This is a genomic window from Leptospira broomii serovar Hurstbridge str. 5399 (genome assembly GCF_000243715.2).
In the GTDB taxonomy this organism is placed as follows: Bacteria; Spirochaetota; Leptospiria; order Leptospirales; family Leptospiraceae; genus Leptospira_B; species Leptospira_B broomii.
Map to the genome: position 1 here is coordinate 1,633,867 of NZ_AHMO02000008.1, position 26,610 is coordinate 1,660,476.

The 26,610-nt window shown below is 42.7% G+C and carries 22 protein-coding genes; 14 read left to right on the forward strand and 8 right to left on the reverse strand.

The window, feature by feature from the left end; all coding sequences use genetic code 11:
* Window positions 1-3: 3 nt before the first annotated feature.
* Both cyoE and LEP1GSC050_RS13230 read right to left on the reverse strand, forming a co-directional pair.
* Window positions 4-870, reverse strand: a complete 867-nt coding sequence (gene cyoE, locus LEP1GSC050_RS13225; protein ID WP_010571686.1) for a heme o synthase — start codon at window positions 868-870, stop codon at window positions 4-6.
* Between the two features lie 4 nt (window positions 871-874).
* Window positions 875-1,813: a COX15/CtaA family protein gene (locus LEP1GSC050_RS13230; protein ID WP_010571687.1), complete on the reverse strand. Its 939-nt coding sequence runs from the start codon at window positions 1,811-1,813 to the stop codon at window positions 875-877.
* A 535-nt stretch (window positions 1,814-2,348) separates the two neighbouring features.
* On the opposite strand from LEP1GSC050_RS13230, the gene LEP1GSC050_RS13235 reads away from it, so the two are divergent.
* The 9 genes from LEP1GSC050_RS13235 (at window position 2,349) to LEP1GSC050_RS13275 (ending at window position 11,761) form a co-directional block, all read left to right on the forward strand.
* Window positions 2,349-3,263 (forward strand): SCO family protein, encoded by a 915-nt coding sequence (locus tag LEP1GSC050_RS13235; RefSeq protein ID WP_010571688.1) that lies wholly within the window; start codon window positions 2,349-2,351, stop codon window positions 3,261-3,263.
* A gap of 21 nt (window positions 3,264-3,284) precedes the next feature.
* A complete protein-coding gene (coxB, locus tag LEP1GSC050_RS13240; protein WP_010571689.1) occupies window positions 3,285-4,307 on the forward strand; it encodes a cytochrome c oxidase subunit II in 1,023 nt (340 codons plus the stop codon).
* An 11-nt stretch (window positions 4,308-4,318) separates the two neighbouring features.
* On the forward strand, window positions 4,319-5,920 hold the full coding sequence (ctaD, locus tag LEP1GSC050_RS13245; RefSeq protein ID WP_020987378.1) for a cytochrome c oxidase subunit I: 1,602 nt from the start codon (window positions 4,319-4,321) through the stop codon (window positions 5,918-5,920).
* Window positions 5,907-6,671: a cytochrome c oxidase subunit 3 family protein gene (locus LEP1GSC050_RS13250; RefSeq protein WP_010571691.1), complete on the forward strand. Its 765-nt coding sequence runs from the start codon at window positions 5,907-5,909 to the stop codon at window positions 6,669-6,671. The genes ctaD and LEP1GSC050_RS13250 overlap by 14 nt, the downstream gene beginning before the upstream one ends.
* Window positions 6,672-6,835: 164 nt before the next feature.
* Window positions 6,836-7,516, forward strand: coding sequence for a hypothetical protein (locus LEP1GSC050_RS13255; RefSeq protein ID WP_010571692.1), 681 nt, complete (start codon window positions 6,836-6,838; stop codon window positions 7,514-7,516).
* A gap of 127 nt (window positions 7,517-7,643) precedes the next feature.
* Window positions 7,644-8,198, forward strand: a complete 555-nt coding sequence (locus LEP1GSC050_RS13260; protein WP_010417048.1) for a CarD family transcriptional regulator — start codon at window positions 7,644-7,646, stop codon at window positions 8,196-8,198.
* A gap of 41 nt (window positions 8,199-8,239) precedes the next feature.
* Window positions 8,240-9,520 (forward strand): PIN/TRAM domain-containing protein, encoded by a 1,281-nt coding sequence (locus LEP1GSC050_RS13265; RefSeq protein WP_010571693.1) that lies wholly within the window; start codon window positions 8,240-8,242, stop codon window positions 9,518-9,520.
* A gap of 150 nt (window positions 9,521-9,670) precedes the next feature.
* The gene (pckA, locus tag LEP1GSC050_RS13270) at window positions 9,671-11,269 is read left to right on the forward strand and encodes a phosphoenolpyruvate carboxykinase (ATP) (protein WP_010571694.1); all 1,599 of its coding nucleotides are present in this window, start codon (window positions 9,671-9,673) and stop codon (window positions 11,267-11,269) included.
* Window positions 11,270-11,479: 210 nt separating this feature from the next.
* Window positions 11,480-11,761 carry a phasin-related domain-containing protein gene (locus LEP1GSC050_RS13275; protein ID WP_010571695.1) on the forward strand — a complete coding sequence of 94 codons (282 nt, stop codon included), beginning with the start codon at window positions 11,480-11,482 and terminating at the stop codon, window positions 11,759-11,761.
* 67 nt (window positions 11,762-11,828) lie between these two features.
* Here the strand turns inward: LEP1GSC050_RS13275 and LEP1GSC050_RS13280 are convergent, their stop codons facing one another.
* The 4 genes from LEP1GSC050_RS13280 to LEP1GSC050_RS13295 form a co-directional block, all read right to left on the reverse strand.
* A complete protein-coding gene (locus LEP1GSC050_RS13280; RefSeq protein WP_040911346.1) occupies window positions 11,829-12,575 on the reverse strand; it encodes a hypothetical protein in 747 nt (248 codons plus the stop codon).
* 4 nt (window positions 12,576-12,579) lie between these two features.
* Window positions 12,580-14,418, reverse strand: a complete 1,839-nt coding sequence (locus LEP1GSC050_RS13285; RefSeq protein ID WP_010571697.1) for a CHAT domain-containing protein — start codon at window positions 14,416-14,418, stop codon at window positions 12,580-12,582.
* Window positions 14,419-14,498: 80 nt separating this feature from the next.
* Window positions 14,499-15,242, reverse strand: coding sequence for a hypothetical protein (locus LEP1GSC050_RS13290; protein ID WP_010571698.1), 744 nt, complete (start codon window positions 15,240-15,242; stop codon window positions 14,499-14,501).
* 39 nt (window positions 15,243-15,281) lie between these two features.
* Window positions 15,282-16,187, reverse strand: a complete 906-nt coding sequence (locus LEP1GSC050_RS13295; protein ID WP_010571699.1) for an RNA polymerase sigma factor — start codon at window positions 16,185-16,187, stop codon at window positions 15,282-15,284.
* A gap of 37 nt (window positions 16,188-16,224) precedes the next feature.
* On the opposite strand from LEP1GSC050_RS13295, the gene LEP1GSC050_RS13300 reads away from it, so the two are divergent.
* Together LEP1GSC050_RS13300 and LEP1GSC050_RS13305 are read left to right on the forward strand one after the other, a co-directional pair.
* Window positions 16,225-17,130 carry a M23 family metallopeptidase gene (locus LEP1GSC050_RS13300; protein ID WP_010571700.1) on the forward strand — a complete coding sequence of 302 codons (906 nt, stop codon included), beginning with the start codon at window positions 16,225-16,227 and terminating at the stop codon, window positions 17,128-17,130.
* Between the two features lie 105 nt (window positions 17,131-17,235).
* Window positions 17,236-17,841 carry an SRPBCC family protein gene (locus LEP1GSC050_RS13305; protein WP_010571701.1) on the forward strand — a complete coding sequence of 202 codons (606 nt, stop codon included), beginning with the start codon at window positions 17,236-17,238 and terminating at the stop codon, window positions 17,839-17,841.
* A 26-nt stretch (window positions 17,842-17,867) separates the two neighbouring features.
* Here the strand turns inward: LEP1GSC050_RS13305 and LEP1GSC050_RS13310 are convergent, their stop codons facing one another.
* Entirely contained in the window at window positions 17,868-18,404 is a 537-nt protein-coding gene (locus tag LEP1GSC050_RS13310) for a GNAT family N-acetyltransferase (protein ID WP_010571702.1), read from the reverse strand.
* Between the two features lie 63 nt (window positions 18,405-18,467).
* The gene (gene dnaE / locus LEP1GSC050_RS13315) at window positions 18,468-21,986 is read right to left on the reverse strand and encodes a DNA polymerase III subunit alpha (protein ID WP_198012853.1); all 3,519 of its coding nucleotides are present in this window, start codon (window positions 21,984-21,986) and stop codon (window positions 18,468-18,470) included.
* A 391-nt stretch (window positions 21,987-22,377) separates the two neighbouring features.
* Here dnaE and LEP1GSC050_RS13320 point away from each other — a divergent pair, with 391 nt between their 5' ends.
* The 3 genes from LEP1GSC050_RS13320 to LEP1GSC050_RS13330 all read left to right on the forward strand — a co-directional run bounded on the left by LEP1GSC050_RS13320 (window position 22,378) and on the right by LEP1GSC050_RS13330 (window position 26,598).
* Window positions 22,378-22,578 (forward strand): hypothetical protein, encoded by a 201-nt coding sequence (locus LEP1GSC050_RS13320; protein ID WP_010571704.1) that lies wholly within the window; start codon window positions 22,378-22,380, stop codon window positions 22,576-22,578.
* Between the two features lie 19 nt (window positions 22,579-22,597).
* Window positions 22,598-23,065 carry a GNAT family N-acetyltransferase gene (locus tag LEP1GSC050_RS13325; protein ID WP_010571705.1) on the forward strand — a complete coding sequence of 156 codons (468 nt, stop codon included), beginning with the start codon at window positions 22,598-22,600 and terminating at the stop codon, window positions 23,063-23,065.
* A 206-nt stretch (window positions 23,066-23,271) separates the two neighbouring features.
* Window positions 23,272-26,598, forward strand: a complete 3,327-nt coding sequence (locus tag LEP1GSC050_RS13330) for a response regulator (RefSeq protein WP_232225718.1) — start codon at window positions 23,272-23,274, stop codon at window positions 26,596-26,598.
* The last annotated feature ends 12 nt before the right edge of the window (window positions 26,599-26,610 follow it).

Sequence of the window (26,610 nt, forward strand, 5' to 3'; positions counted from 1 at the left end):
CAATCAGGTAATTGCGTGATCCACTAAAATTATGATGTTGACCAAGAAGAGATGTACGATGCTAAAGAAGAAAAATCCTCTGGCGAATTTCGGTTCCGGATTAAAAAAGAGCTTAACGGAAAGATAAAGTATAGCGGCGCTGAGGAAAATTGCAGAGGCCATATACAGGACACCCATGCTCGGTTCCGCCCAATAGAACGCAATAACCGAACCGATATAAAGAACGGTATAAAATAGGATCGACCTTACGGTTTCTTTTACTCCTTTTACGACGGGGAGCATCGGAAAGTTCGCGTCACTATAATCCTCTTTTAGAAAAATAGCTAAGGCCCAAAAATGCACAGGCGTCCAAAGAAAGATCATTAAGAAGAGAATCCAAGAGGGCAACGGTAATGAATTGCTGACCGCAGCGTATCCGATGAGCGGGCCTACGCAACCCGCAACACCGCCTATTACAATATTTTGATGTGTTCTAGGTTTTAGAAGTATCGTGTATAAAAAAACGTAAGCGATTAACGCGGAAAATGCACAAAGAGCGGTTAACAAATTTGCATAATAGTAAAGGACGACGAACGAAAGTCCCATCATGATAAATCCTACCGTTAGTGCGGTCAAAGAACTGATTCTTCCGGTGGGTATCGGTCGATTTGCGGTCCGTTTCATTTTCGCGTCACGATCTTTTTCAATGACTTGATTGAAGATGAAAGAGGCCGAAGACATTAGAAACGTTCCGAATAATGTCATAAAAACCAATCGGGCTGTTGGCGGCGTTTGGGCGCCTAAATATAAACCTGGGACAGCAGTCGCCAAAACCAAGGACGATACCCGTGGTTTAATCATCAGGTTCCAGTCGGTAAAAAAGTTATTCATAATGTTAGGAAACCTGTTCCTTTGTCAATTCTCTTGCGCGAAGGATCCACGCCGTATAGAGCGCGGAAAGCAAAAGTACGGCAACACCGGTATGAGCCGCGGTGACTAGTTTGGGTAGTTTATACAGAACATTAAGAATGCCTAATAGGAACTGAAATAAAACCAGCGCAACGGAAATTCTGATATACTTCTTCACCTTCGGCGAAAAGTCTTTCAAGGTTCCGTAAAGATTGACTATGAGCACGAAGAGTAGAACCAAATAAGCTCCGAAGCGATGTTGGACCTGGATGGCGGTTTTTTCTTCGTACACGTTAGGAATCCATTCTCCGTTGCAAGTAGGGAAGTCCGGACAAGCTAAACCCGCATAATGAGAGCTTACTCTCCCGCCTAAAATAATTTGAAGCAATATGAATAAGACGCCTATGAAAATCACGATCTGTTCTTTTTTGAATAAACTTCTAAAGGAAACAAATTCGTCAAAAGGTCCGTCCTTCTCGATTTCCGATGCCTTTAAATTCGCCGTAAAGATGCAGAGTAAAAATAAAATCGCATTCAAAAGGTGGAGATTTACCGAAGTCGGATCTAATAATAAGGTGACCGTCAACCTACCTAAGTTTGCTTGCGATGCGATTAGCAATAGGCCGATAATGAAAAATTTCAAAAACGGACGTCTTAGTTCCTGAGAAGTCGCGGCCCAAACGGTGCCGCCGATCAGTATGAATCCGAGGATCATGGAATAATAGCGATGTCCGACTTCCATAAAAATCCCGAAATCGAAATCGGGGAATACTTTGCCGAAGCAAAGCGGCCAGTCTGGACAAGCTAATCCGGAATCCGTGGCTCGTACCAGAGGACCGTATAGTAAATTCAGAAAAATCAACACCGAATAGATGATTAAAAAGAGGGTGAATTTGCGAATTTGAGAAGAGCTCGAATTTGCCATTTAGGAATTTCCAGGTTGTGGTCGCCTTCGATTACCATACTCAATGCGGCACATATGGGGGCAAGATATTTGGGACCTGCTTTATGATTCTTCTCTGAGACTGAATCTCATGCAGAATTTGGAGAAAGCTATGGAATTGTTTCGAGAAAAATCCGGTGTCGCCCAAAATCGTAACCGACCTTTTTCATAACTTTAAGAAAGGAAATTTCAAAATTCATTCTTTTGCTCGAAGTTTCACTTCTTCCATTGCTAAACGGTTGTTTCATCCAGTAACGCATGTCGGGAAGCTGTGAAGATATTTCTCCCGAACAAAAAAGCTTCCAAAAAAAACCGCACCCTTTGACACTGGTTGATGATTCCGCTTCCCGAGAGGCGTGTTTCGTTTTCCTCTTACCAACTAGGAGTTGTTCCTCAATGAGCCAGAACGACCATTACAACAAAGCTGGATTTTGGACTTTTATTGTGGTGTTAGCCGCAAATGTTCTATACTTCGTATATCTTTCGTTCATGCATCACGGCGTGAAAGATTACAATCATGTCGCACCGTCATCGGCTGCTACGCAAGCGAAGTAAGGAAGGAAAAGGCTTTCGCGGGCTTTCCGACTTGAATCCCCGATTTGTTCCAAAATATTTATTTCGCTTAACAGCGATCTTAGCTATAGCTATCCCGTTTTCCGCCATTCTTTCGTTTGATACGGAAAAACAAATCGCTCCTCACGTCGTTCCGCCGGAATTGCAGGGAGTGGGGGTCGTTGAGAAACTAGGCGATTCGATCGATAAGAATCTTGTCTTCGTTAACGAAGACGGAAAAGAAGTTAAGATAGGAAGTTATCTGGAAGACGGAAAGCCCCTTCTTTTAACTCTCATTTACTATCGTTGTCCCACACTTTGTAATTTTCATTTAAACGGAATTTCCGACGTTCTAAAGCAGTTAAATTGGCAAGTCGGTAAAGAATTCAAATATGTTGCTGTGAGTTTCGATCCGAAAGAAAAGCCGGAAATTGCGAAACCGAAAAAAGCAGCTTATATAAAAGATTACGGACGGGGCGACGGAACGGGCTGGAGTTTTTTAACCGGAAAAGATCCTGAAATCAAGGCTCTGGCTTCTAGTTTAGGCTTTTCCTATAAATGGAATCCGGAAACAGATCAGTGGGTGCACGAGTCTGTTGCCTATATCATTACTCCTGATGGTAAGATTTCTCGCTATTTAAAGGGAATTACTTTCGATGAAAGAACTCTTCGTTTATCTCTTGTAGAAGCTAGCAATGGCAAAATCGGTGATTTGAGCGATCGGATCGCCCTTTTTTGCTTCCAATTTGATCCATCCAAAAATAGGTATACATTATACGCTTACAATATTATGCGAATCGGCGCTTTCATAACTATGATCGTCCTCGCAGCGTTCTTATTCCTATTTTGGAAGAAACAAAACTCGACTATCAACACATAAGGAAGGAGTGATTTCGACCCGATGAACTGGTACCATTTTATTACGGCCACGAGCTTTATGCCGGTTCCGGCCTCTGCTGAAGCAGCAGGTGTGGATTATCTCTATGCGTTTCTACTTATTTCCGGCTTGATTTCCTTCGTCATCCTCATCGGAGGAATGACAATCTTTATCATTCGGTATAGAAGACTTTCGGACACTCAAAAAAGTGCTTATATCACTCATAACACTTTAGCAGAGTTTCTATGGTCCTTCATTCCGTTCGTGATTATGATGGTAATCTTTGGCTGGGGATGGGTGGTTTTTGACGATTTGCGCAAAATTGGAGTGAAGGGCGATGTGGAAGTTCACGTTACCGCTCGCCAATGGGCTTGGGCTTTCCAATACAAGGAAGGATTTAAGGTCAACAGTCCGACTTCAGACAAGCTGAATCCCGAAATCGCAAATTCTAATCTTTTGAAACCGGGCGTTGTTGTAGTTCCAGTCGGGAAAGTGATACGATTCATTCTTACTTCCGATGACGTACTTCATAGCTTCTATGTTCCTGCTTTCCGGAATAAGATAGATGCGGTTCCGGGTCGTAGAACTACATTTACGTTCACCCCAATTGAGAAGGGAGATTTTACGGTTTTCTGTACTGAATACTGCGGAACATCTCACTCTAATATGATGGCTTTGATTCGTGTTGTAGATTCAGAGCAATATACCGCTTGGATTGACCAGCAAAAAGCCGCGGCGTCGAACGCTGGAAACGCGAATCCTGCCGATAAGGGTAAAGCACTGTATACCGAGTTGGGTTGTAATAGCTGCCACTCTCTAGACGGTTCGCGTATCGTAGGTCCCACTTTCAAGGGATTGTACGGGAATAAACGAGATTTTGCCGACGGTTCCTCTGCTACGGGTAATGACGATTATATTAAGCAATCCATCTTAGTTCCGACTGCTAAAATAGTCGCAGGCTATCCTCCTGCGATGCCTTCCTTTCAAGGGCGGGTAAACGACGAGCAGATTCGAGATATAACTGAATTTATTAAGACGCTTAAATAGGAGCACGGACAATGTCACAGGCCGCCACTAGCGCACACAGTAAACATAACTTCCTGAATCACCAAAAAGGAATCTGGTCTTGGCTTACCACCTTGGATCATAAGCGGATCGGGATCATGTATTTCTTCGCGATTATGAGCTTTTTCCTCTTAGGTGGAATCTTTGCACTTTTAGTTCGTGCAGAGCTTTTTACTCCGGGGAAAACGTTATTCGAAGCGGATATTTATAACCGTATGATGACCTATCATGGTGCCATCATGGTATTCATGGTGATCGTTCCTGGAATTCCGGCTATCTTTGGGAACTTAGTTCTTCCGATCATGATCGGAGCTAAAGACGTCGCTTTTCCACGCTTGAACTTAATGAGCTGGTACATGCTCATGATTGGGGCGGCAATCACCGGCTCCACGCTCTTTATGGATCGAGTTGATACTGGATGGACTTTTTATACACCATACTCAACCATCAAGACGGGCATGGGCGTTATTCCGTTGGTTCTCGGTGTTTTTATCATCGGGTTCTCTTCGATTCTAACAGGATTGAACTTCATCGTAACTACCCACAAGCTTCGTGCTCCGGGAATGACGATGACCCGAATTCCTTTAATGGTCTGGGCGCTTTATTCCACCGCCATTTTGCAAGTTTTAGCGACTCCTGTTTTGGCAATTACCTTACTTTTGTTAATTGCAGAAAAAGCTTTAGGTGTCGGAATCTTCGACCCGCAATTAGGCGGGGATCCGGTATTGTTCCAGCATTTCTTCTGGTTCTATTCACATCCGGCCGTTTACATCATGATTTTGCCTGCGATGGGTGTTATTTCCGAATTAGTCGCGACATTCTCTCGTAAAGTTATCTTCGGATATACTGCGATTGCTTATTCTTCATTAGCAATTGCGGGAGTTTCCTTCCTGGTTTGGGGACACCATATGTTTGTTTCCGGGCAATCGGAATTTGCCGGCCTGCTTTTCTCCGTAATTACGATGCTCGTGGGCGTTCCGACGGCGATCAAGTTGTTCAACTGGATTTCCACGATGTATAAAGGAAGCGTTAGGTTAGACGCGCCGATGCTATTCGCTCTCGGCTTTATGTTCCTCTTTACCATCGGTGGCTTGACGGGCGTTTATCTGGCTTCAACCGGGATGGACATACACTTTCACGATACTTACTTCGTTGTGGCTCACTTCCACTACGTAATGGTTGGTGGAACTTTAATGGCATTGATGGGAGCGTTAATTTATTGGTTCCCAAAGGTAACGGGAAAGATGACCAGTGATCTTCTTGGAAGAATTTCCTGGGTATTTATTTTCTCCGGATTTAATGTAACCTTTTATCCGCAGTTCATTTTAGGAGCAATGGGAATGCCTCGTAGATACTACGATTATCTCCCTGCGTTTACCGAATTGAATCAAATGTCCACGGTAGGATCCTGGCTCATCGGAACCGGGTTTATCGTCGGACTCATTGCAGTTATTCACGGATTAATCGCAGGCAAAGAAGCAGGTAACGATCCTTGGGGCGGAAAAACCCTTGAATGGACGATTCCTTCTCCGCCGCCGCACGAAAACTTTGATAAGACCCCAGTAGTTTCAGGAGGACCCTATGAGTACCGCTAATCCCGCGGGTTTTCACCACGCTCACCATTTTGATAGCGCGGAACAACAATACCAAACCTCCAAACAAGGAATTTGGCTTTTCTTGGTTACTGAAATTCTTATGTTCGGTGGCCTTTTTGTAGCGTATTCAATTTACCATTCCCTTTACCCGCAGATCTTCCATGCAGGTAGTAAACAGCTCTCCATATCGATGGGAGCTGTGAACACTGTTGTTCTTTTATTCAGTTCCTTTACGATGGCATTAGGAATCAACTTCGTGCAGCGGGGCCTGAGAACAAAAGCAATCATTGCGCTTACTGTGACGATTCTCTGTGCCGCGATCTTCATGGTCGTAAAATACTTCGAATACACTCATAAATTCCATGTGGGAACGGTTCCTGGAAAATATGCGTATACGGACGAAGCGAGAACTACCACAAAAGTGGCTGCATTGGTGAAGGAAGCCGGTGAAGTTTCGGCGGAAGAGCGCGAGCACAAACTGCATATGGACGAAGAAGAATACAAGCATCTTCGCCAATTGAACGACACTAAAAACTGGCCTCTATTTTTCGGATTTTACTTTGTAATGACCGGAATCCACGGGCTGCACGTTCTTGCCGGAGCTTTCTTAATTTTCTGGGTATTGATGAAAGTAGTCAGAAATAAGGTCGGCCCTGATTACTACACTCCGGTGGAAGGCGTAGGCCTCTTCTGGCACGTAGTCGACTTGATTTGGATCTATCTCTTTCCTCTTCTTTATTTAGTCGGATAAGAATTTCTCCAATTTAGTTTCGGAAAGGCCGGTTTTTTTACCGGCCTTTTTATTTTCCTTTCGTTCCAAATCGTATTTTTCCATGCCCAAAATTGGGCTGATGACCGATACTTAATAGTAAGGGATCTTTCATTTCGTAGCCGGATCTCATGTCGGATTGAATCATGCAAAATATCGATTATTCTCGCAGACTGAAACAAACCGGAATAAGAGGAGGGACCGCTAATAGACCTCTCGATTCTCAGCCGACGGTTCAAACCATACAGCATGTACGGGGATCGGCCTCGCCTATCCGCTCTTTCCCGAGTTCACGTTCGCTTTTTTTAATTTTAGTCGGAGCGATTTCTCTATTTACCGCAGGTGTCGTGGTTGGCTTGCGTTTGGATCAGAAAGAACAAGCTTTTGCCCAGAACGAAACTCAATCTTTTTATAATACCGGCAAGTTTTCGCGACGGAATCCTGCTGAAACGATCGAGCAACGCGAAAATTCAGGCCAGGCGGAAGTTAAATCTGAATCGTCGGAAAAGCCGGAAAGCAAAGACTTTGGGCACGCGGAAGAAAAGCCTTCTTCGGAGAATAAAGGTTTAAAATTTCCGGCCAGATCGGATCGCGAGAATTATTTTATTTCCATTCCGACCAGCGATTCTTTGGAAGCGATGGAAGTAGGAAAGAAATTATTGAGGGCCAAACCTGAATTCCAGGGTCGAATTTTTCGTTCCGGGCACGGGGAACTTTTCATCGGTTACTTTTACGGAAAGGCGGAAGCGACTCAAGCTTTAGAGTCCATTAGACCGCTCAATGATCCGATCTTTCACGGTTCTCAGATTCACAAAACAAAGCGATAATACGCGGGGAATATAAAGAAAATCGGTTAAATTACGGGTAATTTAACAAAACCCTTTTTTTCCTTGACTTATGCCAAAAATTTGCTATATTTTTGAGCAGAGTTTTAACGGAAGTCTTAATACCTAATTGGCTAGCAAAAAGAAACAATCTGGCTACGAGCATGGCGTAGGCGACTACGTCGTCTATCCGATCCACGGTGTTGGTGAAATCACCGAAATCGCTAAAAAAGTTATCCTGGGTAAGAAAAAAGAATGCTACGTCATGGAAATCCAGGGTAGCAAGATGAAAGTGATGATCCCTGTCGATAAAGCGAAACAGGTCGGAATTCGACCGATCATCGACAAAAAGGATATCAAGAAAGTCATCAATTTACTCAAGAAAGATGAAGTCGATACGGAAGAGGATTGGAAGATCAGGTACCAAAATAACCTGAATAAAATTAAGTCCGGTTCGATTTTCGAAGTAGCGGATGTCTGCAGAAATCTATTTCGCAGAGCAAACGGTAAGGAACTATCTATCATGGAGCGGAAGCTCTACGAGAGCGCATACAATCTCGTAAAAATGGAAGTTGCCTTAAGCAAGGGAGTTTCTCAAGAAGAAGCGGGGAACCTTGTCTCTGATGTGTTGGCCAGCTCTTTTGCTGTCGGTGACAAAGTAGCAGTAGTCGTCGACGAAGAATAATTCCGACTAAAACTCGAGTCTATATTTGAAGGATTTGAGTTATGGGTTACCTATACAAAGGCCTTACGGCTATCCTCCTTTCCTCTCTGTCGTTTTTTGTGACGCAGAAGCAAACCCAAGATTGGGTTCTCGCTGGTTCTCTTTCCGGACTGGTCCTCGTAGTTTCTCTTGTACTATTATTTGGAGAAGCAAAACTATTTCCTAAATTTCGTGCGGACATCATTTTCTGCGTCGGGGTAGGAGTATTATTAGGATTCGTTGTAGCATGGTTTCTAGGAACCATCATTCGATTTGAAGAATTAAATCTCGCATTGTATTTGATTTTAGGTCTTTTTGGAGCTAGAGTCGGTAAGGCATTTGCTAAAGAACCGGGACTTTCCATCTTCGGAGGGGGAGGCGCCGGCGGACATCAGGGATTGGATCCGTTTGGAGTCGCCATCATCAACAAAGATGAAGTTCGCGATAAAATCCTGGATACTTCTGTCGTTATCGATGGCCGTATTCTAGATATCGCAGATACGCATTTTATTGATGGCCCATTAATACTCCCGAATTTCGTCCTTCGGGAAATCCAATTAATCAGTGATTCTTCGGATCCGATCAAGAGAGCGCGCGGAAGACGGGGTCTCGAGATGTTGAATAAACTTCAACGAAAAGGATCCATAGAAGTAAAAATCACATATAAAGATTATTCGGACACGAGAGAAGTCGACGCTAAGCTTATTAAATTGGCTCGCGATACCGGCGGCAAGATCGTAACGAATGATTTTAATTTGAATAAAGTCGCCGAACTCCAGGGAGTAAAGGTTCTAAATCTAAACACTCTTGCTAACGCTTTGAAACCGGTTGTTTTACCGGGAGAAGAACTTGGAATCCAAGTTATTAAAGAAGGTAAAGACGAAAACCAAGGCATCGGTTATCTCGAGGACGGCACAATGGTCGTCATCGAGAACGGAGGCCATCTCGTCGGCAAGGAAGTGAAAGTTACCGTAACATCCATTATCCAAACGGCTGCCGGTAAGATGATCTTTACCAAAGCGAATTCTAACGGCGGTGGCCATGAAAAGGGGGACCGCGGCGGGGATCGTGAGAATCGTAATCGTGGCGGTGGTGATCGTAATTTCGATCGGGGTGGAGAGCGGCAAGACCGCAGCCAACAGGAAAAAGGTGAAGAGCGAGGAAATCGCTCCGACCGCGGCGGGAACGAAGATCGAAATAATCGTAGAGACTACCAAGATCGTAACCGCAACCGTAATAATTCGGATCGCGGGGATGATTACGGAAATCGTAAAGATTTCCAAGATCAGCAACAACAGCAATAAGCTTAAGCGGAGAGGATCCGTTCTAGGATCTTCTCCAAATGAGACAGAATAGCGGATTTACCTGAATCTTGAAAGAAATTGATTCAGGTTCCGAATTGACTCTATCTTGAACCCGAAAATATTTGAAATACGAACAGCAAGGAGCACCAGATGCAGGCCCAAACGCAAGTGAAGGGACTGAAGGAGCTCGGTATCGAGCCCTCCGAAGTCTTCCACAACCTTTCCTACGACGAAATTTTCGAACACGAAAAGAATAACGGCGAAACCGTCATTTCTTCCAACGGTACTATGATGGTAGATACCGGAATATTTACCGGACGTTCTCCCAAAGATAAGTATTTTGTGGATGAACCGTCTTCTAACGGAAATATTTGGTGGGGTCACATAAATTTTAAAGTCTCAGAACAGATTTTCGACGAATTACATGCAAAATGCGTAAATTACCTTAAGGGTAAAAAACTCTACGTGTTCGACGGATACGCGGGTGCCAATCCGGAAACTCGTATGGGGCTGCGTGTAGTTTCCGAAAAGGCCTGGCAACATCATTTTTGTACTAATATGTTCCTTCGTCCTAGTAAGGAAGAATTGGCTAACCTCCTTCCTGAATTCACCATTATCAATGCTTGCGGCGTTAAAAACGAAAAATACAAAGAACATGGACTTAACTCGGACGTATTCGTAATTTTCCACCTAAGTAAAAAAATCTGCATCATCGGTGGAACAGAATACGGCGGAGAAATGAAGAAAGGAATTTTTTCGGTAATGAACTATAAGTTACCTCTCCAGGGAATCCTTTCGATGCATTGTTCCGCGAATATCGGAAACAAAGACGGAGATACCGCTTTGTTCTTCGGGCTTTCCGGAACCGGAAAAACGACTTTATCGACTGATCCTCACCGTAAACTAATCGGCGACGACGAACATGGTTGGGACGATAACGGGATCTTTAATATCGAAGGCGGCTGTTACGCGAAAGTGATTAATCTGGATCCTAAAACGGAACCGGAAATTTACGAAGCGATTCGGCGCGACGCACTTTTGGAAAACGTGGTCTACGATGAGAAGACGAAAGTTGTCGACTACACTTCCGCCGCAAAAACCGAAAACACTCGCGTTTCTTATCCGATTTACCACATCAAAAATATTCAGGTTCCTTCCAAAGGCGATCATCCGAAAGTGATTATTTTTCTTACGTATGACGCTTTCGGAGTATTGCCTCCCGTTTCAAAACTCTCGATCGAGCAGGCCATGTATCATTTCCTTTCCGGATATACTGCTAAGGTTGCCGGAACAGAACGGGGAATTAAAGAACCTACCGCGACGTTCTCGGCTTGCTTTGGCGCCGCGTTTATGACTCTTCACCCTACGGTTTATGCGAAACTATTGGGTGAAAAAATGCGCAAACATAAAGTTCGCGCCTATCTCATGAATACCGGTTTGGTTGGCGGTTCATACGGGGTTGGTAAAAGAATGAACCTCCCTTCGACTCGCAAGATTATCGACGAGATTATGAATGGAAATATTGATAAGGCCCAGTTTGCGAAGCATCCGATTTTCCAAGTCGAATATCCTAAGACTGTCGAAGGTGTAGATGCTTCGATTCTGGATCCTCGCGAGGCTTGGGCGGACAAACCAGCGTATGACGAAACTTCTAAGAAGTTAGCCGGTATGTTTATCGAAAACTTCAAGAAATACGTAGAAGGATCCAAGGATTACGATTTCACCGCATTCGGCCCGAAACTTTCTTAACGGAAAAACGATTTCGTGGAAAAGAGCGGAGAATTTCTCCGCTCTTTTTTTTGTCCTGATGTTATGCTAAATTGAAAGCCGCTTGACAAAGGATTGTGCAGTGCATAATAATTTTACTACGGAGTTCTATGGAATGGCACATCTGCGGAAACAGGTGATGAAAAAAGAAAACGGGAAATCCTGGAATCCGAATTGTAAAGGAATGTAGCAATGGAAAAGGAAATTAAAGAAGCTCTTAATTTTGCCATAGGAGCAGCGAAAACGCTTCGTGAACAGGCGGACAGTATTCTTCTTAAAGTCGAAAAGGAATTTAAAGAGCTTTCTACTAAAGGGGCACAGGACCAGGGAGAAGTTGCAGTAAATCTTCGCAAATATATCGAGGACGCTTTACGTTCCGTTGAAGGACTTGCAGGCCAAGTTAATACGAAAGTGGAAGAAGTTAAGAAAACAGTCAGTAAGAAAGGATCGAACGGTACAGCCGGTCAATCTTGATAAGATTACCTTCACTCTTAATAAATATAGGCGGGATAGAATCTTGCGAGAAAACATAGCCCTATTTTTATTCGTCTGAAATAGTACCCGAAGAAAATAGCAAATGGTTGGTTGAAATTCCCAGCCAATTTGCGAGTCTTTCCTTATAAGAAATCGGGGGAGGGCTTTCCATTTCGAGTTCAAAGGAAGTATTCCAAAGGGAAATTTTACCTTTGAATTTTTGTTTTAAGAAGCCGATAATCCTGTTTCTCTCAACTGTAAACCATTCGGTTTCAGAAAAGCCTTCTTCCTTTAGATAGCCTTCTATCATATCGATGGTTCTGTAATCGGAAGCTAGAGATGAATAGGAAAAGGAATCTTCAGAAAGATCTACGAACACCTCTTCCCATTCTTGCGAATACCTTCTTTCTTTATTTCTGCAGTCGTACGCCTGACATATGGATGATCCATAAAACGAATAGTTCTGACTTTTGGGATCGCCGGTGTAAATCGGATGAATCATACAACCAATTCTATAATATACCATAGTAGTTTTCTCCCCTTCGTTCGAAGGTGCAGATTCGGTAAGTTTTCCTAGAAAGGGGCAGTTGTATGTTAGCGGGTCTTTTCTTTCGATATCTTTTTCTTTAACTTCCCTCTGCTTACGGAACTCCGCCATCGTATATGGTCGGCTAAAATCCACAGTTTGCCGAAACTCGTTAGTTCGATCCTCTAATATGGTTCTTAGTTTATCCGGAGAAGTTTGTAAGTTAAACAGACCGCAGCACGCTCCACAAGAAAATGGTACGTTTCGATCCGGTTGGCATAGGCCCACGAAATTAGATGCCGCCGTGAGGTAAATTTCCGTGAGAAGAGGGCAGAAATCCAGGGAAAGCTAATTCTAAGGCTTTAGTCTCAGGGTTTTCAATAATATTACACGCTAATGGAAAAATTTGAAGACGTTCTTCGTGAAAGACTATGACTCTCCCACGATATTTTTCGATTTGCTCTCCGACAAAGTCTTGCTTGATCATCGGCGCTGCAACCAGCGATGACTCAGGTTTTAAGCCTCGGAAAAAGAGGTGATTGTTCGAGTTCGTCGAAACCAAAAAGATACTGACTCGCTCCAACTCTTCGAGTTCAGTGAGCAGATTTTCAAAGTAATACTGAAATGTTATCAAATAGCCGTCGGCTGATTCAGGTTGAATCTGCCCTTTAGAATACAGGTCGATCCACTGAATCATTTTCTGTATGGTATCTCTGTTTGCAAAAAGTATCTCGGCCAAATCGGTCACGACCGGGGTGATTTCCAATTTTCTAAAATCGTGCAAACATTGAAACATAAGATCCCACCATCTTTCGATACTGTAGGCATCGTCCGGATTATTCGGGATAAATTTTCCTAATGCGTGATTTTGGTGGTCGCTAAATAGAATTCCTCCCATCACCTTGCTGAACTCTTCGAACGCAACGATTAGGTTTTCCATTAGTTCGTAGGAAGAAAGCGATTCCGCCTTTTGTCTCTCAGTAAACGTGTAATACGAGGATGCGATCGGAGTCGGATAAAACTTATAAATTAGGGAAGGATTTACGATCTTATGAGCAGTCCGCCCTTTTGTCGGATCCGACGTTACCCGCATGTTCGGCTGTCCATGCAGACTGTAATTAGTCCAAGTTAGATCGCTCGAGTCGTAATTTCGACGCGCCTGCTCTTTTGCTAAGTAGAGAGACTCTCCCACGCTTTTATCCGCAAATAGATTCGAATAGAATTGAATCGTAAAATCGATCGTATTTTGATTATCCGCTATTTCCCAATTGGTTCCTATGAAGCTTTTGATTCCGGACATCAAAAACGAACCGGCAAAATTATTCATTAAATCGGAATTCAGATTTCTAGTAGTGCTTTTGTTGGATTGGCAGGAATTCGAAAATACCATGTCGGTATTGAAGCCCGAGTTTTTTATCTCTCGCGCTTTCAGAATCTTTCCTTCTGAAATAAGCCATCCGTTTTCCAACGGATCGTCCGAGAAGAAAAGATGGCCGGAATAATGAATAATATTTTTACCTTTAATCAAGGAAAGAAGCTTTAGCTTGGTAACTTGACGTCCGCCTATGAATTCTATTTCAAGGCGGGAAGAAGGAACTTTCTCGCTTAATACTCGAAATAACTGTTCACCTTCTTTCTGTGCCCATTCCAAATCTTCTGTCGGGTCGGCTATGATAAGCATTCGGAGTTTTTCTTTTTCCTTAAAGGCTCCACTATGTGCCTCTCCACGTACCGTTTTTCCGATGAAAAATTTATCGGAAAGAAAACAGGTTCCGTCATGTAGGAGTTCCCAAGGAATCACTCCCAATTTAGGATCAATATTAAAGTGTAAGTATTTTTCAGTGGTTAAGCGCAGCTTTTCTTGGATTGGTGCAGGAAAAAATTGGTCGTAGAACGTTTCTCCGAGAATTTTTAATTCGTGGAGAATATCCGTTTCGAGTGTCGGGTGTCTTGAGGATTTCTGATGTATGGCTACGGAAACACGGACTAAGTTTTCAATTTCCTTAATGTATTCGAGGATTAAATCCTCGTCCATAGTCGATTGTAAGTGGGACTCGGAGCCGCTTCCGGAATTGTCTAGTATATTAAAAACGTTAACTGCGCCGACTCTGTCTATGATTAGATTGAGCATAGGTTCCGGTTAAGAATGGCCTGATTCCGTTCCCCCATCGAGACATAAGCTCGAAAGGGGAATTTATGAAACAGATATCTTTAATCTAAGAGAATAAAGAGATCTATTGATTTCGACAAGTCTTTTCCCTGGAATTCCACTGTGTACTTTCCTTCTCTCAATCCGGCGAAATTCGTAATTCCATCCGAATTGAATTGGTTGGAAAGTATAAACCTTCCATCTTTAGAAAGATTTACCCTTTGGAAATCTTCAGGGCGTGGGCAGTCGATTTTGACACTAAGATAGGCAGTCTCTTCCGTTTCTTGAACGACTTGGTAAGTGAACTTGCAATCGTCTTCGACTTTCTCTTCAAATACTATAAATTCCGAAGCAGCCGGTGTTTTGGCAGCTGCGGAGCGCATTGCAGGAGCATAATCTACTCTAGTATTGATTTGTAGAGTTTGAATTAAGCTATCGAAGAGCTGAGCACCTGATTTTCCCAGTTTTACAACGATCGATTCGCGGCTTTGTTCCTTACGGGACAGCTCCATCTCGACGTAGCGTTTTAGATATTCAGGAAAGGCTTTTATTTGCCAACCTTCAGTCAATTCGGCTTTGCTTACATCTAAATCTTCTTGGAAAGTCGTGTAGGCATGACTGCGGGCAGCCGATTCGAAATAGGATTCTTCGGCAGCCTTTAAGCCGGCTTGAAGAGATTCCTCCATCCGAATGAGTTCATTTTGAAGCTCGGGATTTTTATCGATTCCTGAAAGTACATCCTCTTTTCCATCAAAGAGAGATTGATTGAGTTCCGATTCCGAGCCTGGTTCGCGTTTGGATTCCATTTGCGTGTGACGCTCCAATAAAGTTTAAGACGATTCGTTTTACTCGGACAATTCCGAAAATTTGAGTTTTTTTTGTATTTTTTCGATCAGACGTAGCAAAGTGACACTAACATTCCCTTCAGTAATCCCTAAAAGGTCGGCAACTTCCCTATAAGGGGTACGTGCCAAAAAATGCCCTTTTTTTCGTTTTTCCAGGAGTTTCTTACGCTGTTCGTATTTCTTTTTTAATGCTTGAGAGGTTTTATCGATTTCCTGCGGAAGAATCGGGGCTTTTTTTACGGTCGCATTCTGCTTTTCTTTCAGTTCCAGGATATTTAAATACAAGGAGGTGATTTTATCCTCCATCCGGATATTTTCTTCTTCCCGGTTGGATAGATCGGTCCGTAACGACATAATTTTTTTCTTTAAATCGTCTACAGAGAGCTTCGTTTTAGAAACTAAGAATTTGATTTCTTCCTCATCTAAATTCAGATAATAAATATAAGATAGTTTGAAAATTACGCGTTTTTCGGTTCCGATTTCTCCCAAGACTTGATGAAAAAGCCGGGTAATTTCCTGTGCTTCCTCGAGAAGATCGGGTCTTAAGTCGGGTTCGTCTTCGATCGTCGCGTATTCTTTTCCTTCTTTATTGATTTTTCCTAAATTGGTCATTTTTAGCTCGCGCTTCGTGCGCTGCCAATCTATGAGCATATTTCGGAGAACGGAATAGAACCATGTACGAAAGCTAGATTTACCCTTAAAGCTGGAGAACCTTGCTCCGGTTTTAAGGCGTTCAAATGCGTAGAGAAAAAAGTCTCCCGCGTCATCCTCGCTTAAATGAAAAATCTTCATTGGGAAGTTATAAATGTCTTCCGAGTACGCCTCAAAAAACAATTTTAATGCTTCTTCATCGCCCTCGCCACATCGGGTTACGAGGTCCAGGGTTTTATCCTTTGACAAATTCATTCTTAATATAACCTTGCACCAGGGGGCCGACCTGGAAATGAGACTTTTCCCAATCCTAGGCCTAATCTTGGCCGCGTTCCATCTAAGCACCTTTGCGGAAAACGATAAAGTAATAAATTTTCTTCTCCCTGTGAAAACGGACGGAATTGAAAATAAGGTAAGTTCCGTTTTTGGAGAATCCAGGGGAGATCATTTCCATAACGGTATGGATATTTCCTCCAACGGCGAATCGGTCCTGGCAATGGGCGAAGGAAAAATCCTCTATACACGGTTTGGTGAGGATGACCCGTACGGCGAGGAATTTGGAACCGGAAATTCTGTTTGGCTCGATCATGGAAACGGCGTTTATACGTCCTATTATCACCTGAAAGACGGTCGGTTGACCGGATTTTTACAGGATCGCCTAATCGCTCGAGGCGAAAAAATCGGAATGACCGGAAATACGGGACATTCTAGCGGTGCCCACCTCCATTTTGTCGTTATTCAGGATTTTGGAAAAAAGATTTTGGATCCAATGAAGTTCCTCCCTCCAATCGAAGACGAAGTCTCTCCTCAGATCGGAAACCTATTAGTGCATGTCGGTGACAAATATACTCAAATAAACGACGGGGAAAATATTAACGTTTCTCAACCGTTTCCGGTTACGGTTGGCGTTTCGGACGCCGGGAAGAAGACGGGCCAGCGAAGAGGAATTTCTCAGATTCAGGCATTTTTAAACGGCGAACCCCTGAAGAAGGCAGGTTTTTCCGCTTTAACCTATGACCATGGGGAATGGAAAAATCCAGAAGGGTTTCGCTTTTCCGAGCTATATTTCAGAGACCAATATTATCTCGGAAACTTGGATTTTAGAAATGGGGAAAATACGATCAAAATTCTTGCCTGGGATTTTCGAGGTAACCTAGGCGAAAAAAGTTTCACTTTCTACGTGACTCGAATTCGATAAGCTTCGAAGTTTTCTTTATCGTATTATAAAAATTAAAATAAACGTTTTCTTTTTACGATTATACTGAATTATCTTTTCTCTTAGCAGACTTAAAGAGTTATCCCGATGCGACAGGTTTATGGTATTCTTCTTGTTCTTTTCGTTCTTTCGAGTTCAGATATTTTTGGCGAAGATTGGGTATTCGTAAAGGAAGAGCAAAACGTAAAGATTTTCAAAAAAAACACGGAAACTTCTTTCGATGCCTTCAAAGTGAGTACTTTAATTTCAAAACCCTTATTCGAAGTAAGAAACATATTCTTAAATATTCCGGGACATATCGATTGGATTGCAAATTGCAAAGAATCCAGGGTGTTAGGAGGGAAAGTACCCGAAAAATTTAGACATTACTATTTGATCGGTGCACCGTGGCCCGTTAAGGACCGAGAGATGGTTTTGGAAACCGAATCACATTTTGATCCAAAGAATAAAAGGTTCAACATATTTACGAAGGCTCTAAATGATTTAACTATCCCTGCAAAAAAAGACGCGTTTCGAATCGTGAATTCCAAAATTCAGTGGATTCTCGAAGAGATTTCTCCTACATCAACCCTAGTCACTTATATCAACCAAACCGATCCGGGAGGAGATGTTCCTTCTTATATATCGAATTGGTCGTCTTCGGATGCGCCGATCGAAACTATCTTAGGACTAAAGAGGATTATTGAAAAATAATTCGAGCGAAATCCTGAAGTACGATATCATTTTACTTTTTTGTATAATACGTGTTTGCTAAGACGGTGGCTCATCGGAAGATTCGGGTGAGGAAATTCGGTTATGAATTCCATTCCAATTTTCTTCATAACGGATTTTGAACGGTCATTGAGAACACTAGTGAAGGAAACGATTTCAGTCACATTCAATTCTTGAAACCCGTATTTAAGAGTGGAGATCGCGGCTTCACTCGCATATCCTTTCCCCCAAAAATCAGGAAGTAGTCGCCAGCCGATTTCCACGCTAGGCGTAAAGAAACAGTCAAAGTCGACGTGAACTATTCCTACAAAACCGATAAACGATTTTTCAATCAGGTCCTCGACTGCGAATAGGCCGAAGCCGTATCTATTCCAATGCTTTTGAATCCTGCCGAAAGCTTCGGTACTCTCAGTTGCCGATAAGAGTGTGGGAAAAAATTCCATAACTTTGGGATCGGAATTTAATTTAAATAAAGAGTCTCTATCTCCGTCGTTCCAAGTTCGAAGTAAAAGATGTTCTGTTTGAATGGAAGTAGGAAAGGGCATAACGAATATATTTCAAAGTGAAATTCGCGAGATATGTTTAGACTGATCTTTATTAAACGAGATTCACCGCTTGACCCCGGCAGTTTCCTTCGGACTGTAAGCTTTGATGTTTTCTCCGAAGCTATAATAAACAGTTTCTTTACCTAGAAGCCCGACAAGCCTGCTCATTAACTCGTCATTGGGTTGCACCGAATAATGATTATGGGCGCGAATGACTTTTTTTTCTTCCGCTCCCGAGATTAGATGGAAATAAACATGCGAATTCCCTTGGTAAGCCGCGAGAAGAGTATGCAATTTACCTATGATATCGGGCATTTTGCGGTGACGATCCTCGAGTCTTATGTGTAAGGCTTTTTCCATCTTATCTTCGATGGTTGTTTGGTTCAATATTTCAAAGTTATTTACTTTGATTTGACCCCTCAGCTCCGACTCTCCCGCTTCAATCCTGTCCAAATCGCCTTTGATAAATACCGCTTCGTCTTCCTTGATCAACTCCTTAAATCTTTGGTATACTTTCGGAAAAGCAACGCACTCGATTTCTCCGGTTCGGTCTTCTAATTTGAAATTTACGAATTCTTCTTTTTTCTTAGTGAATTTGACTTTAAGCGAAGTCACGATGCCTGCGATTTCAACTTTAGTACCGGCTTTAATATCATCCAGTTTTTCTATCGGGATGCTGTGCAGGCTGCGTAAATGAGCTTCGTACTTATCTAAAGGGTGGCCGGAAAGAAATAAACCTGTAACCGATTTTTCCCTTCGTAATCGTTCTTCCGATTCCCAATCATCGGCGTCTTTAGGAAGTTTTAGTTCATACGATAACGTAGACTCGCCGAACAGAGAGAATTGCCCTTCAGCGGATCTTTCCTGTTCCTTTTGCGCATAAGACACAAGACTATCAAGCGATTCGAATAGGCATTTTCGCGTATAACCGAACGAATCCATCGCTCCGCCTTGAACTAACGCTTCCATAATCTTCTTATTTAAGATTCGAGTGTCGACTTCGAGTATAAAGTCTTTGATATCTTTAAAGCCTCCGGTTTTTTTCCGGGCTTTGATGATATTTTCGGCAGCTCCTTCCCCGACTCCTTTCATGGCCGAAATCCCGAAGCGAATCGTCTCTTCATCGATAACGGAAAAAGAAACGTCAGATTCGTTGAGATCCGGTGTAAGAACATGTATACCCATTTCGCGGGCGTTATTGATGTATTTAACGATATCGGTCGTTTTAGAATGATCTCCCGCGAGCAGAGCGGCCATATACTCGGTCGGATAGTTCGCTTTCATATACGCAGTTTGGTAGGTTACGAGAGCATAAGCGACCGAATGCGATTTGTTAAAGCCGTATCCGCCGAATTTTTCCAATTGGTCGAACAATTCCTCGGAAAACTTTTTAGCGTGTCCTTTTGCTTGAGCTCCCTCTATGAATTTGATTCGTAGAGGGTCCATGAGTTCTTTCTTTTTTTTGGCCATGGCCTTGCGTAGCATATCGGATTCGCCCATCGTAAAGCCGCCGACAAGGCGAGAGATACTCATCACCTGTTCCTGATAAACGGTTAATCCGAAAGTTTCTTTTAAAATCGCTTCGCAGGATTCATGCGGATAAGAAACCGGCTTTCTTCCGCTTTTACGCTCCAAATATTCTTCCAACATCCCGGATTCCATAGGGCCCGGACGGTATAAGGCGATAAGAGCAACGATTTCCTCGAAACTGGAAACTTGGCTTCTTGCCACCAAATCGGTGATTCCGCTAGATTCCAACTGGAATATCCCTAACGTATTTGCCTTGCGAAGCAGGGCATATGTATTAGAATTATCTAATGGAATTTTGTCTAAATCCAGCTCTACTCCTCTTCTCTCTTTTACCAAATTAACCGCATAGTTTAAGGTCGTGAGGTTTTTGAGGCCAAGGATATCCATTTTGATGAGGCCAACGGCTTCTAAGTTATTCTTTTCGTACTGGGTAACTATCGAACGGACTCCGGGACGTTCTTTCTCCGCAACCGTAGAAAGCGGAACCACTTCGTCTAACGGATATGGTGAAATGACTACGCCTGCAGCGTGACGTCCGGGCTGTCTGTAGTTTCCCTCGAGACGCTTGGCAATCGAGAAGATCTTTTTGTGAAGTTCGTCTTTTTCACTCGCTTGTTTCAGATCCGAAGAAATTTCAATCGCCTCATCCAGAGTGATTCCGGGCTTATTTGGACAATAGCTCGTGAGCTTATTTGCTTCGTCGTAGGGAAGATTCATGACTCGACCCACGTCTTTTAAAGCAGCTTTAGCCGCTAGAGACCCGAAGGTGATGATCTGACCTACTCGATCTTCCCCGTATTTATGCCGGATATAATTGATTACTTCTTCTCGCCTTTCGACGCAGAAATCCGTATCGATGTCGGGCATATCCTTTCGGTCGGGGTTGAGAAATCGCTCGAAAAGGAGATTAAAGCGGAGAGGTTCGACGTTAGTAATTCCTAATGCATAGGCAACGATGGACCCGGCAGCGGATCCGCGCCCCGGTCCGACCGGGATTCCGCTCTTCTTCGCATAATTGATATAATCTTGAACGATTAAAAAGTATCCGGCAAAGCGCATATTCTTAATCGTTCCAAGTTCGAATTCCGTTCTTTCTTTGATTTCCGGAGTTATACTTGAATATCGATGACGAATCCCGTCCCAAACAAGTTTTTCCATAAAGCCGTATTCGTCGTAACCGTCGGGAACGGAAAATTCAGGAAGAAGATAATTTCCGAACTTTAATTGAAGATTTATCTTATCTCTGATCTCAAGTGTGGAATAGTATGCTTGGGGGAGCTCCGGAAAGAGAAGTTTCATCTCTGCAGGGCTTTTTACATAGAAGTGCTGATTAAAGCCGAATTCCATTTCGTCTTCGATCGTTTTGCGCATTCCGATTCTTAAAAGAATATCCTGTGCTTCCTTGTCGTCCTTTCTAAGGAAGTGGGAATCGTTGGTAACTACTAGTTTAATTCCGGTTCTTTGCGAGAAGTCGTAGACGCCTTTTGCTGCGATCTCCTGCTCAGGAATACCATGATTTTGAATTTCTAAGTAAAAATCTTCTTTTCGGAAAATTTCGTTAAGCTTACCCGCGAGCTGAAAAGACTCGGGAATTTTGCCTTCCAGTATCTTGCGATTCACTTCACCTGCTAAGCAGGCCGTAAGGCATACCAACCCTTCGCTATGCTTATCCAAAAGATCATAGTCGATACGCGCCTTTTTATAAAAGCCTTCCGTGTAGGATTTGCTCGCTAACTTTATTAGATTTTTATAACCTACTTCGTCCTTAGCAAGAAGTATTAAATGATATGCATTTCCGTCGGCAATTCTCATCTCCTCCATTTCGGCTTTCCGATTCGGAGAGACGTAGAATTCACAGCCTATGATCGGTTTTACGCCGTTTTTGACCGCCTCATTATAAAATTCAATCGCTCCGAACATGTTCCCGTGATCGGTCATTGCAACGGAACTCATTCCTAGCTCTTTAACGTGTTTCATCAACTCCTTGATACGGATTGCGCCGTCGAGCATGGAGTAAGTAGTGTGAAGATGTAGGTGGGCGAAATCTTCCATTCCAAGGGACATAATAGAAATTCGGACCGGGATTCGTCAAGCGGAGTGGACCCCAACCTTTCATTCTATTGCAAAAGCTATGTAATTTTAAATCCTCGACTTTTTTGAAAAAAGACTTTTCCGATAAATCATACCAAATTGGAGAGAATTTTTCGTATTTTCCTGCTGGCTTAGTCGGGTTCTTTATCGTGCTGTAATTCGCTCTTGCGACCAAAAATAAGCGGTTTTTTATATGGAATTCTATAGGGACCGATTAGAGTAGTCTTTCTCACTTTGTCCCGGGAGCTTTTGGTTAACCGGATAGCCGATGAATCCATTCTCCAAATTTATAAAGCTTATACCATTCTAGATTCGTTCGAGGAATGCGTTGCATTCGGAGGCACATTTTAGAATGGAAGATTCTTCCGAAATTACCGGAATAAAGCATTGCGATTTTGGGTTCATTCAAATAGAATGCGAATCTTCGTCGTTCTTGACGGACGAATCGATAAAGATTCTTCAGGATCATGCCCTGTCCAAAGAAGCGGTCGGCTTTTTGAAAGATGGGCTCCCCACGAGGAATGGCAGTATAGTAGTTATTTATTTAAAATGAAAATATAATAAAGGTATCAATGTCCAAAATAGAAATTACTCTTCGTGCCGCAAGCCGATCCGATTTGGAGGAGCTGACGGAATTATTCGAATTATATCGTTTATTTTACGGATTGAAATCCGATTCTACGAATACGAAACGATTTTTGGAAGATCGCCTTTTGCATAAAGATTCGATATTGCTCGTCGCCGAAGATTCGAATGAGCTTAAAGGTTTTGCGCAGATTTATCCGACTTTTTCTTCATTACAAATGAGGAAGGACTTTATTCTAAACGATTTATACATCCGGGAATCAGTTCGAAGAAACGGAATCGCAAAAAAACTCTTGGAAGAGGCAGCCTCAACGATCCGCAAATTGGGTGGAAAAGGAATGAGTCTGGAAACATCTCCGGATAATCGGGCAGCTAGAAAATTATATGAAAGTTTCGGATTTCGTTTAAGCGAAGAATATCTGCATTACTACTGGCTTGTGCCGGTCGAAAAGTAGTCAAAATTTCAACAATCTCTCGTGAGAATGTTGAGAAAGATTGTCAAAATTTATTATTAACGATCAAAATCGAAGCTAAAATAAAAATCGGTTTCATCCTTTTAACCTATCTTTATATTTAGCCGGTTCGGAGTTCAAGGCTAAGTTTGAATCATCGACCGGAAGGAATTTTCCGGACGGCATTGTTTTTCCGATCAGATGGCCATATGGATATTCCCTTCTCTTCCGCTTCGAACGAAATTTCCGATATAAGTCAGCGAGTATTAATCGCCGCAACCCAGGTGTCGGTAATTTCAACGGATCTAAACGGGATAATTCTTTCCTTTAATCCAGGCTCCGAGATTATGTTGGGTTATTCCGCCGACGAAGTCGTAGGGAAGTGTACCCCTGACATCTTCCATGACGAAGCCGAAGTCGAGGAAAGGGGCCGCGAATTATATAAAAAATATAACCGGAAAGTTTCAGGTTTTGAAGTCTTGGTGGAAGATGCTCGAAATGGAAACTTCGAGGCAAGAGATTGGATTTACGTTCGCAAAGATGGATCCCGTCTCACCGTTCGTCTCATTGTTACTCCGATGCGGGAGTCTAACGGTGAACTAATCGGGTTTATGGGGATTGCTAGGGATATTAGCGAACAAAAGAAACGGGAAGAACAGCTCCTTTTTCAAAAACGTTTAGGCGAGATTATAACCCGATCATTATCCGAATATATTTTAGAATTCGACTCCGGTTCGACTTTTTCGAAGTTACTTCACGCGATTTTAGATCTTACGAAAAGTGAATACGGTTTTATTGCGGAAGCGATTCTGGATTCGGAAGGATCTTCTTATATCAAAACTCGAGCAATTGCGCAAATTTCCTCGGAAGAAGATATACAAAAATTCGTTAGCGCGAATTCCAGCAAAGGGTTGGAATTTAGAAAGTTAAACAGCATATTCGGTTCCGTTGCTCTTTCTCAAAATCCGATCATCATTAATGACCCTAAGAAGGCGGAAGCAGTACCGGAGGGACATCCGAAGTTAGGAACTTTCTTAGGCGTCCCATTTGAAATTAAAGGAAGAATGATCGGCATTCTAGTAATCGCAAATTGCAAAAGCGGATATGATGAAAGACTCTGCGAAGATCTACAACCGCTTCTTAAAACCATCGCTCATATCATCGAAGCGATCCGTAATGAAGAAAGAAGACGGGAAACGGAACAAGCTCTTAAGAAAAGCGAGGAAAGAAGCCAAAAATTAGTCAACGCGCTGCCGGATTTACTTTTTATCATGGATAAAGAATCCAGGATCATAAGTTATCATGCCCCTAAATTGGAGGATCTTTATGTTCCGCCGAACGAATTTCTCGGTAAAAAAATGTCGGAACTTCTTCCCAGGGAATTGGCGCAAAATATCATGCAAAAACTCGATCTAGTCTTGGCTTTCGGCAAAGGCGAATCCTTAAAATATTCCCTCGGGTTCCCGGAAGGTCAGAAATTTTTCGAGGCTAGAATGTTCCCTTATGACTCGGAAACGGCGATCTTTATAATCAGGAATATAACCGAACAAAAAGATGCGGAAGAGGAGCTTCAAAAAAGCGAATTATTTTTAGCGAGAACACAAAGTCTAGGGAAAATCGGAGGTTGGAATTACAATTTCAAAACCCAGAAAAGATCGTGGACAAAAGAAATATATAATATATTAGAAATTGATAAAGATACGGACCCCAATCTCATTCAAGTCATCGACCTTTACGTAAAAGCGGATAGGGTTAAGATAATTTCCGCTTTCGAAGAAATCAGAGAAGGAAAAAGTTTCGATTTGGAATTGCAGATTACGACCTCTTCCGGGACGGCAAAGTGGGTTCGAGGAGTCGGTTCTCCGATTTGGGATTCGGAACAGCGAGAGGTTATCGGTCTAAACGGATCATTGCAGGATGTTACTGATAAGGTAATAGCTAGAAAGGAATTGGAAAGTGCAAAAGAAGCCGCGGAATCCGCACTAAGAGCTAAAAGCGATTTCTTAGCAAATATGAGCCATGAAATCAGAACGCCGATGAACGGAATTCTGGGTTTGACTGACTTGTTGCTTTCGAACGATCCTAACGGTGTAAATCGTCACTACTTGGAAACGTTGCGATATTCCGCCAATTCTCTTTTGGACGTATTGAATGATATATTGGATTTTTCTAAAATTGAGTCCGGAAAATTATCAATAGATTATTCGGAGTTTTCTCCGGGGGAACTGCTCGGACCTTCATTAAGGATATTTGCAGATAAGCTAACCGAAAAGAAAGTTAAGCTAATCTATTCTGAAATAAATATGCCCTCGCGGATCGAAAGCGACCCGGTTAAATTTAGACAAATTTTAATCAATCTACTCTCGAACGCGGCCAAGTTTACTCATAATGGAAAGATTGAAGTTTGCTTAGAAATGGACCCTTCTCCTGCGGAGAAAGAAGATTCCTCTATCTTGAAATTAACGGTGTCCGATACCGGAATTGGAATTTCATCGGAAAAATTGGATAAAATTTTCGAAAGCTTTACTCAGGCAGACGGTTCTACTTCTAGGAAATACGGAGGAACGGGTTTAGGATTAAGCATTTGTAAAAGTCTAGCCTTACTTTTGGAGGGTGAAATCCATGTCGAGAGTAAGGAAGGGAAGGGAAGTTCTTTTCAGCTCCGTATTCCTGTGCGAGCAGTCGGGAAAGAGGAAAGCGATTCTCTAAAAGCGGTTCCAGGAACGCGAATTCTTATCTTTGGCGAGGACTTAGAGTCTTTGGAAATTCTGCGAGAGTTATTGAAGCTCAATGGAGCGGAGACGTTCGTAGTAAGCAACGAATCCGACTTATTTGATTCATTAAAATCGACAAGCGCTCCGGTCGACATGATAATACTGGAAAACCATCTTCCGGTTTTAAAAGGAATTAGCATCGCTAAAGATATTCGTAATTATTCCGAATATTCTCATTTACCGATTTATTTACTTACATTTTCTTCCGAACTGGGTTTGATCGGCGAAGCAAGAAGGGATCTAGAAATTGCCGGATATTTAGTGAAACCGGTAATTCCCTCGGAAATACGAGCCTTCCTTTCAAAGAAAGAAAACGCAGTACTCGGCTTTCTCTCGGCGCGTAAAGCTCTTCCCGATAAAAAAGAGCCGCGGGTGCTTCGAAAAAATTCTCGGATACTTATAGTAGAAGACAACGAGGTAAATCGTCTAGTCTTGCAGCGTAATTTGCAGAAACTGGGTGCCGAAGTGATTTCGGCCGAAAATGGAAAAGTCGCACTCGATTTCTTTTTTAAAGAACGAATCGACTTGATTCTTTTAGACATTCAGATGCCTGTGATGGATGGATTTGAATTGGCGACTCGAATTAGAGCCTGGGAAAACGAAAATCCCAATCTTCCTCGCATGCCCTTGATTGCGGTATCTGCCGGAACAGTCAGCGGCGAACGGGAAAAATGTCTCACTCTCGGGATTGATAAATTTGTAGCCAAACCGTATAAGACCGATGAGATCAGCGAGGCGGTTTTAAGCCTCCTGCACGATTAAGAAAATTTTAAT